Below are 12,653 nucleotides of genomic sequence, written 5' to 3'. Positions count from 1 at the left end.
GTGCGCGAGCCCGCGCACGTGACCCTCACCGTCACCCGACTGAGGGGCCCAGTCCGAGCGACTGCGGAGTACTCGAGTCGGGCGAGGGCTGCGGGATCCCCTCGTCGAGCGGCCCGAACTCGGTCATGAGCGACTTGTTCCACGGCGTCTGCTCCTCGGCGACCAGCGAGTTGGTCGTGAGGATCAGACCGGCCACGGAGGCACCGTTCTGCAGCGCAGATCGCACGACCTGCAACGGGTCCATGATGCCGAGTTCGACCATGTTCCCGAACCGGCCCTCGAGCGCGTCGAAGCCCTCGTCGAGGCCCAGCCCGGTCACCTGGGTCACGACGCTGTCGCCGTCGTAGCCGGCGTTCGTCGCGATCAGGTGCGCCGGCTCGCTCAGCGCCTGCCGGACGATGTCCACACCGATGCGGTAGTCACCCTCCACGGTCAATCGGTCCAACGCCGGCTCGGCGTGCAGCAGTGCCGCGCCACCTCCGGCGACGACGCCCTCGGCGATCGCTGCGCGTGTCGCCTGCAGCGAGTCGTCGACGCGGTGCCGGATCTCCTTCGCCTCAGCGTTCGTCGGCGCGCCCACCCGGATGATGGCCGCCTTTCCGGACAGCCGAGCAATGCGCTCTGCGAAGAAGTCCTCGTCGGTCCCGATGGTGGCACGACTGAGTTCGGCGCGTAGCTGGCTCAGCCGTAGTTCCAGAGCCTCGCGGTCACCGTGCCCACCGATGATCGTGGTGTTCTCGCTGGTGACCTGCACCTGCCGCGCCCTACCGAGGTGCTCCAGGGTCATCTGCTCGAGCGAGAACGCCGAACTCTTGCTGTGCACCTTTCCACCGCACAGCGCCGCGATGTCCTCCAGCAGATGAATGCGCTTCTGGCCGAAGCCCGGCGCCTTGATGGCCACCGCCTGGAAAACGCGGTTGACGTGGTTGTGCACGAGCATCTGCAGGGCGGTGCCCTCGACCGTCTCGGCGATGATGACCAGAGGGCGGCGCTCCCCCCGCATGATGTGGTCGAGCACCGGCATCAGGGACTGGACATCCTTGATCTTTTCCGCCGTGAACAGGATGTACGGGTCGTCAACGATCGCTTCGAGCGTCCCCGGGTTCGTGACCATGTACGGCGACACGTAGCCGTTGTCGAACTCGAAGTCCTCGACGAAGTCGACACTGATCCCGTGCCTGGCCCCGTCCTCGACCGTGACGACCCCGTCTCCGCCGACGGTGTGCAGCGCCTTGGCGACGACGCGACCGATCGACTCGTCGTCGTTGGCGGAGATGGAGCCGACCCGTGCGTAGTCCTCCTCGGTCTCCACCCGGTGCGCCGCCGAAGCGAGGTGCTCGACGACGGTTGCCACCGCCAGGTCGATGCCGCGCTTGACGAGGACGGGGTTGCCACCCCCGGAGATCGCCTTCATGCCTTGGTACACGATGGCCTGCGCGAGCACCGTGGCGGTGGTGGTCCCGTCACCGACGGTGTCGTTGGTCTTGACGGCCGCTTCCTTGACCAGCTGCGCACCCATGTTTTCGAAGGGATCCCGCAGGTAGATCTCCCGCGCGATCGTCACCCCGTCGTTGGTGACCTCGGGTGACCCCGTGATCTTCTCGAGGATGACGTTGCGGCCCTTGGGGCCGAGGGTGCTCTTGACCGCTTCTGCGAGTTGGTCGACGCCCGCCTGAAGCAGACGCCGTCCTTCCTCGCCGAACCGAAGGTCCTTGGCCAATTGTTCTCTCTCCTGAGGTAGCGGACGGCGCTGCGCAGTCCGGGTGGTGCGATCGGTCGGGACAGGCCTGGGGCTAGACCGGCTTGAGGTCGAAGTCCAGGTACTCCGCGGCGTCCTCCGGATTCGCGAACATGATCGTCCGGTCGTCGAGGTGCACCATGCGCCCGTAGTGCGTCGACATGGCCTCCTCGAACTCGGAGGCGCTGAACCACCCCTCCTCCTCGCCGGCCTCCTCGTCGACGTCGACGTAGACCAGGTCGAAGCGGCCTTGCCCGTCGATGCGGATCATCGAAGGCAGGTGGGTCACCTTGACGTTGTCCGCACGACCCAGGACCGTGGCCAGAAGCGCACCCACCTGGCTGTTCATGAGCGTGACACCGCACATGCCGGACGCGGTGTTGTTCGACTGGAACTTGCTTGCGGAAACGGTCACAGCTTCAGCTCCTCGGGCACGTCGAGACCGAGGTCACGGCAGACCACGGCGAACCGGTTCTTGGCTACGTCGAGACTGTCTTCGAAGCGCGGGGGCCGGTGGTCGGCCTGCGACCACAGCGGCTGCATCGTCCGCGCCGCCTCCAGGGCCTGTGGCACCCAGTGGCTCAGCCAGCCGTTCATCAGCTCCTTGTTGTGCTCGGCGAACTCCTTGTCCTCGGTGAGAGGCGCCATGCAGGCGATCGTCCAACGCAGGTCGCGCTGGGCGTAGTCGCTCTCGCCGGCTCCGATCACGGTCGGGGTGACGAAGTCGCCGTTCGGGGCGGCGGCCTGCATGACCAGGTTGCTGCGGAACAGCTCGCCGACGAGCGGTTCGAACACGACGTTCGTGGCGAAGACCGCCTCGCCCCAGTCGTCCTGGATCGCCGTGAGCGCCTCGGTGAGCTTCCTGGCACCCTGCCACTCGACGTCGGAATTCCAGGCCTCGAGGTGAGCAGTTCCGTCGAAGCCCTCGATCTCCTCCGTCAGCGTCAGGTTGTACAGCGCCAGGTCCTGCGCAAAGCGGATCTTGCGGGCGCAGTTGGCCGCGAGCGCGGTGTTGTGCATGTTCGTGGGCGCGGACCGCTCGTTGGCCGCGAACACGTACAGACCGAGGATGTGCTCGATGTGCATCCACGCGCCCACATGGCGCTCGACGAAACGCACCCAGTTCGGCGACCAGGCCGCGAAGGCCTTGCCGTTGCGGGCGTTCTCGACGTTCTGTGTGAGCTGACGGACGACGTTGGCGTTGTAGCGGTAGAGGGTCTGCTCCCACTCCTCGTTCGGGTCGCGGAACCAGTGCCAGCCGTGCGCGGGCCAGACGAAGTCCTTGGGCAGCCCGCCCGTTCCGATCCCCCGCCTGGGTTCGGGCTTGTCCACGCCCCAGGCCTTGAGCTTCGTCCAGTGCAGCGGGTAGCCCCGCTCGCCGTCGGCGAACCCGTAGATCCAACCCTGTGAGAGGTAGTGCCGCGGGTCGGGCTGCACCTCGACAGTGACGTCTTCGTAGTGGGTCTGCTTGCGCTTCGCCGGCTCGAAGTAGTTGTAGCGGCGGGCTGACGCCCCGGAGTCAGGGAACGTGCGGGCCCCGGCCTCGGCGTCGGTGAACATCGGCTTGGGGACGCTTCTCTCCTGCGCCACCGCCTCGTCTGGCACTGTCGTGGTCACGGGCGGACCTCCTCCGGTTCGTGTGTGGGGGTGAACTTGTCGTAGAAGATGGCGTTCTCGGCCACTCCGAGTCCGCTCAGCGTCGCGATGGCGGCGTCGACCATCGGCGGGGGGCCGCAGATGTAGGCGTCGAAGCCTTGAAGCCCAGGCTCCCGGCGCTTGACGACCTCGGTGATGAGGCCGGTCTCTCCGGCCCAGTCATCGTCCTCGGTCGGCTCCGACAGCGCCGGAACGTAGGTGAAGTCGTGCAGCCGCGTACCCAGCTCCGCCAGCTCGTCGGTGAAGCAGAGATCACGCTGGGTCCGCGCCCCGTAGTAGAACGTCACCTTTCGCTCGACTCCGCGCTCCGCCATCGAGCGCAGCAGGCCGAGCATGGGGGCCATCCCGGCACCGCCACCGACGAAGATCAGCGGCGAGGTGCGGGACTCCCGCAGCGTGAACGTCCCGAACGGCGCCTCGACCTCCAGCCGGTCGCCCGGCTGCAGCTTGTCGGCCAGCTGCTCAGAGAACAGGCCGCCCGGATAGATCCGAATCACGAACTCGAAGAGCCCCTCCCGGCCGGGAGTGTTGGCCATCGAGAAGGACCGTGTCTCCTCGCTGCCGGGAACCACGAAGTCCATGTACTGCCCCGGAAAGAACTTTATCTCCTCGGGTTCGACGAGCTTGACGACGAGGTGGCGCATGTCATGCGTGACCGCGTCGTTGCTCACCACCTCGACGGTTCCGCGCCGCAGCGGCAGTCCGGAGCGGATGATCTCCTCGTCGTAGTTGCTGAGCTCGATGACGAGGTCCTCGTAGGGATGTGCCCGGCAGAGCAGCGTGTGCCCCTCTTCCTTCTCGAAGTCGGGGAGCGCGAATGTCGAGTAGCTGTCGAGCTCGATGTCCTCCCCTTCCAGGACGAAGGATTTGCACGCGGCGCACTGCCCTTCCTTGCAGCCGTGCATGAGCTGGACGCCCTGCTCCGCCGCGGCGCGCAGGATGTTCTGGTCGGAGTCGACCTCGATCTCGATGCCGACCGGCTCGAACCGGACGACGTGCTTGTTCCCCAATGGAGTTCGTCCTTCGAGTAGGGACGTGACCGGCTCGCGTGGAACGGACAGTTCCGCGCGTCAGGGCAGGGACCAGCGGAGGGAGGACCGGCGGGCCGACCCTCCCTCCTCGCCTGACCCGTGCTCAGGCGTCCGCGGGTGCGGGGCGTCCGGCAGGGCCCTGCCGGACGTAGTCGGCCGCGAAGGCCTGGCGCTCCGCGTCGCTCATCTCGTTGAGCAGCACGTTCGGGCTCTGCAGAGGTGGCATCCGACGCAGGTGGTCGAGCGTCCACATCTTCTTCGGGTCGAGGTTCAGGTGCGGCTGCGCCGTCATGGTGTTCCCGTCGTCCCGCACGAAGCCCATGTCGGTGACCACGTCGGCCCAGTTCCAGCCGTGGTACAGCGTCTCCCACTCGCGGTGCCCGACGAGCCGGCCCATGTTGGGCGTCTCCCGGCCCTGATACACGGGCCGGAACGCCTCGGCGTCGGTCCAGCGGCACATCTCGTGGCAGTACGTGCGCCACTGGCCGTCGACCTCCTGCATGACCATGTCCTCACGCACGAGGCAGGGGACCATGCAGGTCCAGCAACGGTGCGGGTAGGCGTAGTCGACGTTCTCCGCAACGATCGGGTGGTGTCCATTCGGCGTCGCGAGCCGCGAGTAGTTCTCCCACCACTTGCCGTACTTGTCGTACCAGCCTGGGTACTTGTACTCGAACCACTCGAAGTCCTTGTCGGTCATGGCATCGATCCGCCAGTAGTTGGCGAGCCAGCCGGTGGCGAAGAACTGCGCCACCTCGTGGACGTAGCCCTTCTCCCAGATCTGCTTCCAGGACTCTTCGACGAGATCGTGCGGAATGGTCAGTCCGTACTTCTCGAGCGGGACGAGGTAGGAGCGGTAGTAGTCGTCGTAGATCCAGCGACGCCACATCTCGGCGTAGGACTCGCGGTCCTTGCGGCGGTCCTTGGTGCCGTACTCGATGAAGGTGCCGATCGCGGCGTCCACCACCCGGTGGTTGTTCCACCAGGCGTACCGCAGGTCGCGCTCGAGCAGCAGGCGGTTGTCCTCGTCCGACAGCGCCATCAGCAGGGTCGCGTAGCCGTTCGAGATGTGCCGGGACTCGTCCGACTGCACAGAGTGGAAAACCGTGGGGAGCAGGTAGTCCCCGTTGGCCGCCGCCTCGGCCGGCATCGCGACGAACAACGTGTTGGTGAACGCGGTCTCCGCCACGATCGTCAGGTAGATGCTCGCAGCCGTGATCGCGTCCCCGGTGATGAAGCCCTCGGCGAACTGACGGCCGATGGTGCCGCAGTAGTCGCCCTGGAAGCCCCGCAGGCTGTTGTTGAAGCCCGCCGGGTCGATGTAGTTGTTCATGTAGAGGCGCTTGAGATTCTGCTGGATCGTCGAGTGCCGAACCTCGTCGATCATCTGGATCGCCTGGCCGTTGTGGAGTTCAGGGTTCGGCACGGCCTGGAACAGCATCGGCATCGACCGGGCAGCCGAGATCTCCGGCAGTGGAATGATCGACAGGAACAGCTTCTGCCACTCGAGCCAGCGCTCCTGGACCTGCCGGAACATGTTGCCGCGGATGGCGCCGTCCTGCGCGCCGTAGACCCGGTTGTCCTTCTCCTCCTCCATCGGGAAGTAGGACCGGAGGACCTGCTTGAGCGGATCCTTCTTCGAGGCCTTCCGGAAGGTGTAGTCGGTGCCGTACTTCATGTATGGCTCGTGGTACTGCGGCTCCCAGGCCAGTTCCTGGATCTTCTGATGTGCCTTCGCCAGACTCTGCCGACTCACGTCGTCTCCCTGCAGTAGTGGGCGGCGAGCCGCGACGGCGCGGGCGTCGTCGACTCTGGATGGTCAGTGCTGGGGACGCTGGCGGCGGCCAGAGCAGCCGCTTTCTCGCCCCGCAATGAGAGGAAACACCGCTCGCACGCAACAGGTGGTCTCAATGTGAGACGCATCACCTTTGATCGTCTACACTCACGTGCGACCCGGCTACTGCACGCAGAACCAGCCCTGGCCACTGCCCGTAGATCCTTGGCTACTGCCCGCAGTCCCGCGCTGGTTCCCACAGGCTGTGGCCGCGTCCCGACCGGAGGCGATCCATTGATGCCGACCACAGACCGCATCAAGAACGAGCCGCGGCTGGCGCCTGCCGCACCGGCGGACAGCGAGGTCCTCGCGGTGGCGAGGACCTCGTTCCTGCTCAATGAGGCAGTGGCTCCAGGTCTGGTCCGCGAGCCGATCCTCGCGTCCTGGAAGCGCTCACGGCTGTGGGACGTGTCGACGGAGCAGCCGGACCCACCCTTCGACAACGACCTCGACCTGGACACCCTGCTGACCCGGGCCGGCGACCTGGTGCTCGCGGAGGTCGCGGAGCAGCTCGCCACGGAGCCGGTGAGCATCATCCTGTGCGACTCCCGGGGCACGGTGCTGCAGCGGCGCACCGGCGACTCCCACCTCGAGGAGTACCTCGACCGGGTGCAGCTTGCGCCCGGCTTCAGCTACGCCGAGTCGCACGTAGGTACGAACGGGATCGGAACTGCGCTCGAGGGCGGGGGCTCGGCGCGGGTCTTCGGCCATGAGCACTACCTGGAACACCTGGAGAACCTCGCCTGCGCGGGCGCCCGGATCCGGCATCCGCTGACCGGCAAGACCGTCGGCGTGGTCGACCTCACCTGCTGGCACAAGGACGCGGGAATGATGATGGGTCCCACCGTGGCGACCATGGCCGCCAGGATCGAGCAGTTGCTGCTCGAGCAGTCCGGCCGACGCGAGCTTGCGCTCCTGCACGACTACCGCCTTGCCTGCCAGCGCAACCGCGGCGCCGTGCTGGCCGTCGGCGACAACCTGCTCATGCTCAACGACCGGGCCCGGGAGATGATCAGCCCGGCCGACCAGACGCCCCTGATCGGATATGCCCGGGACGCCCTCGCCGCCGGTGTGCGGCAACTGGTCGTCGACCTGCCGAGCGGTCTGACCGTGCGGGTGCTGTGCAAGCCGACCTTCATCCGCTCGCCGGCCGCCGACGGCGTGCTCCAGGTGCTGCCGTTGGCCGGGGTCATCGGCGCGGGAAGGCAGGACCCACCGGCGCCGCGCCTGCCGCTCCCCACGCTCGTCGGATCCGCTCCGGCGTGGACGAGGTGCTGTCAGACCGTCGACCGGCACAGCATCACCGGCGAGTGGCTCGTCCTCGCCGGAGAGCCGGGCAGCGGCAAGGTCACCCTGGCACGCGCCGCGCACCAGCGGCGCAACCCGGCTGGGCACGTTCGGGTACTGGACGCCGACGACTACGGCCCCCAGTGGATGGCCGACGTCATCGAGGAGGTCGAGACGGGCGGCGGTTCGCTCGTCCTCAGCCACGTCGACCGGCTGCCGCAAGAGGGGGTCGTGGCCCTCGCGGAGGTGCTGGAGCCGCATCGCGAGTCCACGCACGTCGACCGGGCGTGGGTGGTCATCACCATGTCGGCTTCCTCACCCGATGCCATGCCAGGCCTGGCCACTCTGCTGGAGTGCTTCCCGACGACGGTGGTCGTCCCACCGCTACGCCACCACGTCGAGGACGTCGCGGAGCTGGTGCCCCACCTGCTCTCCCGCGCCCGGGCCGGAGGAGTGTCCTGTTCGAGCGCGGCGATGAGTGCGTTGATGCGCAACGCCTGGCCTGGAAACGTCGAGCAGCTGGCACGGGTGTTGCACAAGGTCACCGCGAAACGCCGGGCAGGCGTCATCGACGTTGCCGATCTGCCTCCCGAATGCCTGTCGACAAGGCGATGGGTGCTCACCCCGCTCGAGGCCATGGAGTGCGACGCCATCGTCGCCGCCCTGGCCGAAGCCGGTGGCAACAAGGTCGAGGCCGCCCGGGCGCTGGGCATGTCACGCGCCACGATGTACCGCAAGATCCGCGGCTACGGGATCTCGACAGCTGGTGCTTCCGGGACACTGTCGAGCTAGGGCTCGGGTGCGCGAGAATCGGGCGAGCGGCTCAGGCGTTCAGCTGCATCAGCGGCAGCGCCGCGAACTCGTCGGCGTCCAGCTCCCGAGCACGACCGAGCACGCGGTCCTGGATCTCTTGCATGCGCTCGTCGAGCAGCCCGCTGAGCCCGTACGCAATCCGACCGAGCTGGCGGACGGTGGTGTCGTCCACGGACGGCTGCGGTGCGGACACGACGGCGACCCCCACGGCTGAGCCCTCGGCCTCCGCAGCGCCGACGGAGATGGACTCACGGGGGTTGACGTGCTGTGAGGTGTAGTGGTCACGCAACCGGAGCAGCGCGTCGTGGAACCCGCCGACGTCCCCGGGCAGCTCGAGCGCGTCGAGATCCCCGCGACTCAGCACCTGCGTCTTCATCGAGAAGCAGCGGGCGTAGGAGATGAGAGCGCTGGTCCACAGCGCCTCGATCAGTGCGGCGTCGGCATCCACGCGCGCCGGCCCGGCCGGTGGCGCACCGATCGCCGTGACGAGGTGCTCGCAGCACCGGAGCACGTGCTGCAGGTCCTCGAACACCGCTGTCACCGTGCCCAGCTCGTCAGCCTCGGGCAGGCTGAGCCGGCGTACCTCGTTCAGGTCCGAGGACGGACCGGGTCCGGTCACCTCGTCCGTGCCCGTCTCGTTGTCCGTCATCGCTCAGACGCTACTGCCGCGGTCCCTGCCACGACGTGTCATCTTGAGACACCGCCATCCTCGCTGCTCCCCCACACTCAGCAATCCGGGAAGCACACGGCAAACCTGCGCGCCCTTCTCGTATGTCCCCATTGCCTGTCCGCTGCTCGCCGGGTGAGAGATCCCAGGGAGAATGTCATGATCTTCATCACCGCAAAGTTTCGGGTGAAGCCGGAGGACGCCGACCGTTGGCCGGAGATCTCCCGCGACTTCACGCAGGCGACCCGGAGCGAACCGGGGTGCCTGTGGTTCGACTGGGCGCGCAGCATCGAGGAGCCCACGGAGTATGTCCTGGTCGAGGCGTTCCGTGACGGCGCCGCGGGCGGAGCGCACGTGCAGTCCGAGCACTTCCGGCAGGCGCAGCAGACGCTGCCCCGCCACCTCGTCGACACGCCACGGATCATCCACGCCGAGATCCCGCAGGACGACTGGTCAGAACTCGGAGAGATGGCCGTCGAGCGGGCCGGATAGCGGGCGAACGGCGAGCGGCGGCCGGTCACGTCAGGATCAGGTAAGCCGCGCTGCCGACGGCCAATGCCGGGATGATGGTGAGCACGGATGCGAGCACGGCCGCCCGCCGGTCCAGGGCCAGCAGCGGGATGAGGGCGTCCCCGTCCTGACTCACCGCGTTGGCGAGCAGGGCGGGCAGCGGCAGGGCGCCGCTGGCGTAGAGCCCCGTCATCGTGATCTGTATGCCGCATCCGGGCACGAGCCCGATGATCGCCGCCACAGCGACACCGCCGAGGCCCAGCAGTGGCAGCGCGGCAACGTCCACGAGCATGGCGTGCTGCACGACCTCCCAGGCGATGAAGGCGACCGCGACCCAGACGGTGACGAACGACGCCTCCCGCGCACTGCGCCGCAGCACCTCCCGCCAGGCACCTGCCTCCGCCCCGGAACAGCTCTCGAGGTCGTCGTCAGCGAAGCGGGCACGCCCGAGCAGGAAAATGACGAGCGCAGCGAGTGCTCCGCTGACTCCCAGCAGCAGGTAGGGGTCGACGGCGAGTGACCCCACCGCCGTGACGTACCTGGCCGGATCGGCGAGCTGCAGCATGACGGGCAGCCCCAGCAGGAGACCGGGCCCTGACAGCGCCCAGAACATGACCGGCGCAACCGCGACCGACCCGACAGAACCGACCGGGGAGCGCGGCTGCAAGGCCCCTCGGCCACCCGCTCCCGAACCGACGAGAAGGGGGCGCCCGGCCGCGCCCGAGTCGTGGTTCGCCACCCGCGGCACCGGGAGCGGAGGGGGTGCGTGTCCGGTGGGCCTCGGACGGATCTTCAGGGAGTCGACGGCATAGCCCGTCACGACGCCCGCAACGAACAGCAGGAGATGCACCACGAGCGCAAGCTGCGGATTGGTCGCGATCAGCACCCATGAGCTGTCCCCCATGGTGGCCACCAGCGCGGCGACGATGGTCCCGTAGCTGAGCTTGCCCCGGACGTACAGCGGCACGAGCACCAGCGCTCCGCCACAGCCCGGACTGACGCCGAGCAGCGCGCCGACCAGTGGCCCGAGGCGGGCGTGGCGCGCGAGCGAACCGAGGACGCGGTCGCCGTACCTGACCTGGGCCGAGGTGAAGGCCAGAACCATGACGGCGACCAGGACGCCGACCTCGAGGAAGGCGGTCGCGGCGGGGCGCAGCAGGAGATCGGTGAGCAGCTCCATCGTCGTCCTCTCGATCCCCTGCGCTGCGTCGCTGCACGTGCCGGGACGTCGTGGGCCCCGCCGTGACGCGGCTGCTCAGCAACGACCCGCGCGCCCCCGGTGGAAGGGGCACGCGGGTCGTCCAAGTCTGCTCGGTGGTCGGTCGGCTGCTCGTACCGCTCGGGTCACGGGCAGTCGACGACGCGCTCAGGGCGCGGCAGTGGCGTACCTGACCGCGAGCAATCCCTTGCAGTACTCCCCGTTCGTCTCGATCCCCACCCGGGTGAGCCGGGCACGCCGCAGGTGCAACGGGACCTCCGCGGTGGTCACGGGAGTTCCGTCGGCAGAGATGAGCAGCGGGGCCTTGTCGTCGGCGGGCAGCCCCAGCGCCTCCCGGCGCTGCGTGAGTCGACGCAGGTCGACCGAGTCGGGCACCTCACCAAGCGTCAGCCGGGCCAGCTGCTCCGGGGAGGCGCCGGCGTCGACGAGCGGCCGCGCGACGCGGTCCTGGCCAGCCAGCGCGGCCTTGGCCAGGAACACTCTGCGCAGCTCATCCAGCTCCGCCGTGGCCTCCCCACTGAAGGAGGACACGAAGCCGGCCTGCGCCGCGACTCCGCTGTTGATCTCGTCCGCCGCGTGATGGCCCGTGAGCGTGACGTCGACCCGGGTCACGCCCGGAACCTGGCTGACGGCGTCATGGGCGTCGGCGACCATCAGGAAGGAGAAGTTCGGCGCGCAGAAGAACGTCGGCAGCCGCAGCCGGACCGACGCAGCCCCCGAGCAGGAGACGGTGTAGGACTCGACGAAGTCGAGGTCGGTGATCGGCTCGTCCAGCTCCGGGTCGAGCACCGTCTCCAACGCACGCCAGACCGCGTCGCGCAGCATCAGGAGTTACCGCCGGCGAGGCCGAGCACCAGTTCCTCGTTCGGCTGCAGGTTCTCACCGGCGGTCGTCTCGGGCATCCGGCAGTCGGCGGGCACCTCGATGTCGTAGAGCTTGGCGGCATTGAGACCCAGGATCTTCTTCTTGCTCGCGGTGGTCAGCCGGGGATAGTCGGTGAAGGCCTCGTCGTCAGGCATCTGCCAGTCGACAAGACCCTCCACCTGCCACTTGGGCTCCCAGATGCTGTAGTCGCTACCGAAGAGCATCTTGTCCTCGCCCACCCAGAACAGCAGCTCACCCATGACCCGGGCGAAGAACTTCGGCCGGGCGTGCATGAGGGCGCCGGTCACGACGGAGAGGCCGGCGTACACGTTCGGCTCCTGCACCGCCATGTAGCAGAAGTCGTCGATCCGCGGCAGACCCACGTGCTCCACGACGAAGTTCAGGCCCTGGAAGTCGGTCGCCGTTCGGTCGACATCCGACACGTCGAAGGCGTCCTTGTCCAGCGGCCAGATCGTCGGGCCCTTGTGGACGTGGACGTTCTTGATGCCGAGCTCCTGCGCCTTGTGCAGGAAGCGGTAGCACTCCGGGTCGGTCAGCTTGTAGCCGCGGGAGCTGCCGTTCCACTCCGCGGTGTACAGCTTCACGCCCCTCAACGAGTACTTCTTCGCGTCGGCTTCCAGCTGCTTCAGCCCGGCCTCGCCCTCACGCGGGTCGAACCGCCCGTTGACGATGAGCTTGTCGCCGAACCGCTCGAGCAGCTGAGCGTTCTGCTCCACGGTGTTGAAGCCCTCGGAATACCACTCCTTCAGGTACGTCGACTGGAAGATCGCCCTGTCGACGTGCCCGTCGACGAACATGTCCTGCTCGAACTGGTCCGGGGTGATCTTCAGGTACTTCTCGTAGTCCCAGCGGGTGCTCTCCGGACCCAGCTGGTGGTAGCCGTAGAAGCAGTCGATCCAGCCCTTGGCGTACTCCTCCGCACCAGGCTTCCAGTTCTCCCGACTGGCGTCCCAGAAATGGGAGTGGGAGTCGACGATGAAGTACTTTTCGCCGTTCTTCTCGTACATCGTGGG

At 67.7% G+C, this 12,653-nt stretch carries 11 protein-coding genes; 2 read left to right on the top strand and 9 right to left on the bottom strand.

Going from position 1 to position 12,653, the window contains the following annotated elements; all coding sequences use genetic code 11:
- Positions 1-31: 31 nt before the first annotated feature.
- The 5 genes from groL to WD794_11615 all read right to left on the bottom strand — a co-directional run bounded on the left by groL (position 32) and on the right by WD794_11615 (position 6,181).
- Positions 32-1,720 carry a chaperonin GroEL gene (groL, locus tag WD794_11635; protein ID MEX2290962.1) on the bottom strand — a complete coding sequence of 563 codons (1,689 nt, stop codon included), beginning with the start codon at positions 1,718-1,720 and terminating at the stop codon, positions 32-34.
- 73 nt (positions 1,721-1,793) lie between these two features.
- Positions 1,794-2,105, bottom strand: a complete 312-nt coding sequence (locus WD794_11630; GenBank protein ID MEX2290961.1) for an MmoB/DmpM family protein — start codon at positions 2,103-2,105, stop codon at positions 1,794-1,796.
- A gap of 44 nt (positions 2,106-2,149) precedes the next feature.
- Complete coding sequence (locus tag WD794_11625) at positions 2,150-3,343, bottom strand: toluene hydroxylase (GenBank protein MEX2290960.1); 1,194 nt, start codon at positions 3,341-3,343, stop codon at positions 2,150-2,152.
- A gap of 8 nt (positions 3,344-3,351) precedes the next feature.
- Complete coding sequence (locus WD794_11620; protein MEX2290959.1) at positions 3,352-4,404, bottom strand: FAD-binding oxidoreductase; 1,053 nt, start codon at positions 4,402-4,404, stop codon at positions 3,352-3,354.
- A gap of 124 nt (positions 4,405-4,528) precedes the next feature.
- On the bottom strand, positions 4,529-6,181 hold the full coding sequence (locus WD794_11615; GenBank protein MEX2290958.1) for a methane monooxygenase: 1,653 nt from the start codon (positions 6,179-6,181) through the stop codon (positions 4,529-4,531).
- Between the two features lie 315 nt (positions 6,182-6,496).
- Here WD794_11615 and WD794_11610 point away from each other — a divergent pair, with 315 nt between their 5' ends.
- Positions 6,497-8,338, top strand: a complete 1,842-nt coding sequence (locus tag WD794_11610; GenBank protein ID MEX2290957.1) for a helix-turn-helix domain-containing protein — start codon at positions 6,497-6,499, stop codon at positions 8,336-8,338.
- Positions 8,339-8,369: 31 nt separating this feature from the next.
- Here WD794_11610 and WD794_11605 read toward each other — a convergent pair whose 3' ends face one another.
- Positions 8,370-9,008 carry a hypothetical protein gene (locus WD794_11605; GenBank protein ID MEX2290956.1) on the bottom strand — a complete coding sequence of 213 codons (639 nt, stop codon included), beginning with the start codon at positions 9,006-9,008 and terminating at the stop codon, positions 8,370-8,372.
- 177 nt (positions 9,009-9,185) lie between these two features.
- Here WD794_11605 and WD794_11600 point away from each other — a divergent pair, with 177 nt between their 5' ends.
- Entirely contained in the window at positions 9,186-9,518 is a 333-nt protein-coding gene (locus tag WD794_11600) for a putative quinol monooxygenase (GenBank protein MEX2290955.1), read from the top strand.
- Between the two features lie 25 nt (positions 9,519-9,543).
- On the opposite strand, the gene WD794_11595 is transcribed toward WD794_11600, so the two are convergent.
- From WD794_11595 to WD794_11585, 3 genes are all read right to left on the bottom strand, one after another.
- Positions 9,544-10,716, bottom strand: coding sequence for a putative manganese transporter (locus WD794_11595; GenBank protein MEX2290954.1), 1,173 nt, complete (start codon positions 10,714-10,716; stop codon positions 9,544-9,546).
- Positions 10,717-10,902: 186 nt separating this feature from the next.
- Positions 10,903-11,580 (bottom strand): iron-sulfur cluster assembly protein, encoded by a 678-nt coding sequence (locus tag WD794_11590; GenBank protein ID MEX2290953.1) that lies wholly within the window; start codon positions 11,578-11,580, stop codon positions 10,903-10,905.
- Positions 11,580-12,647 carry an amidohydrolase family protein gene (locus tag WD794_11585; GenBank protein ID MEX2290952.1) on the bottom strand — a complete coding sequence of 356 codons (1,068 nt, stop codon included), beginning with the start codon at positions 12,645-12,647 and terminating at the stop codon, positions 11,580-11,582. Before WD794_11585 ends, WD794_11590 begins: the two co-directional genes overlap by 1 nt.
- Positions 12,648-12,653 lie beyond the last annotated feature (6 nt).

This window comes from Mycobacteriales bacterium (assembly GCA_040902655.1).
In the GTDB taxonomy this organism is placed as follows: domain Bacteria; phylum Actinomycetota; class Actinomycetes; order Mycobacteriales; family SCTD01; genus SCTD01.
This window is presented reverse-complemented; position numbering and strand designations above follow the sequence as displayed.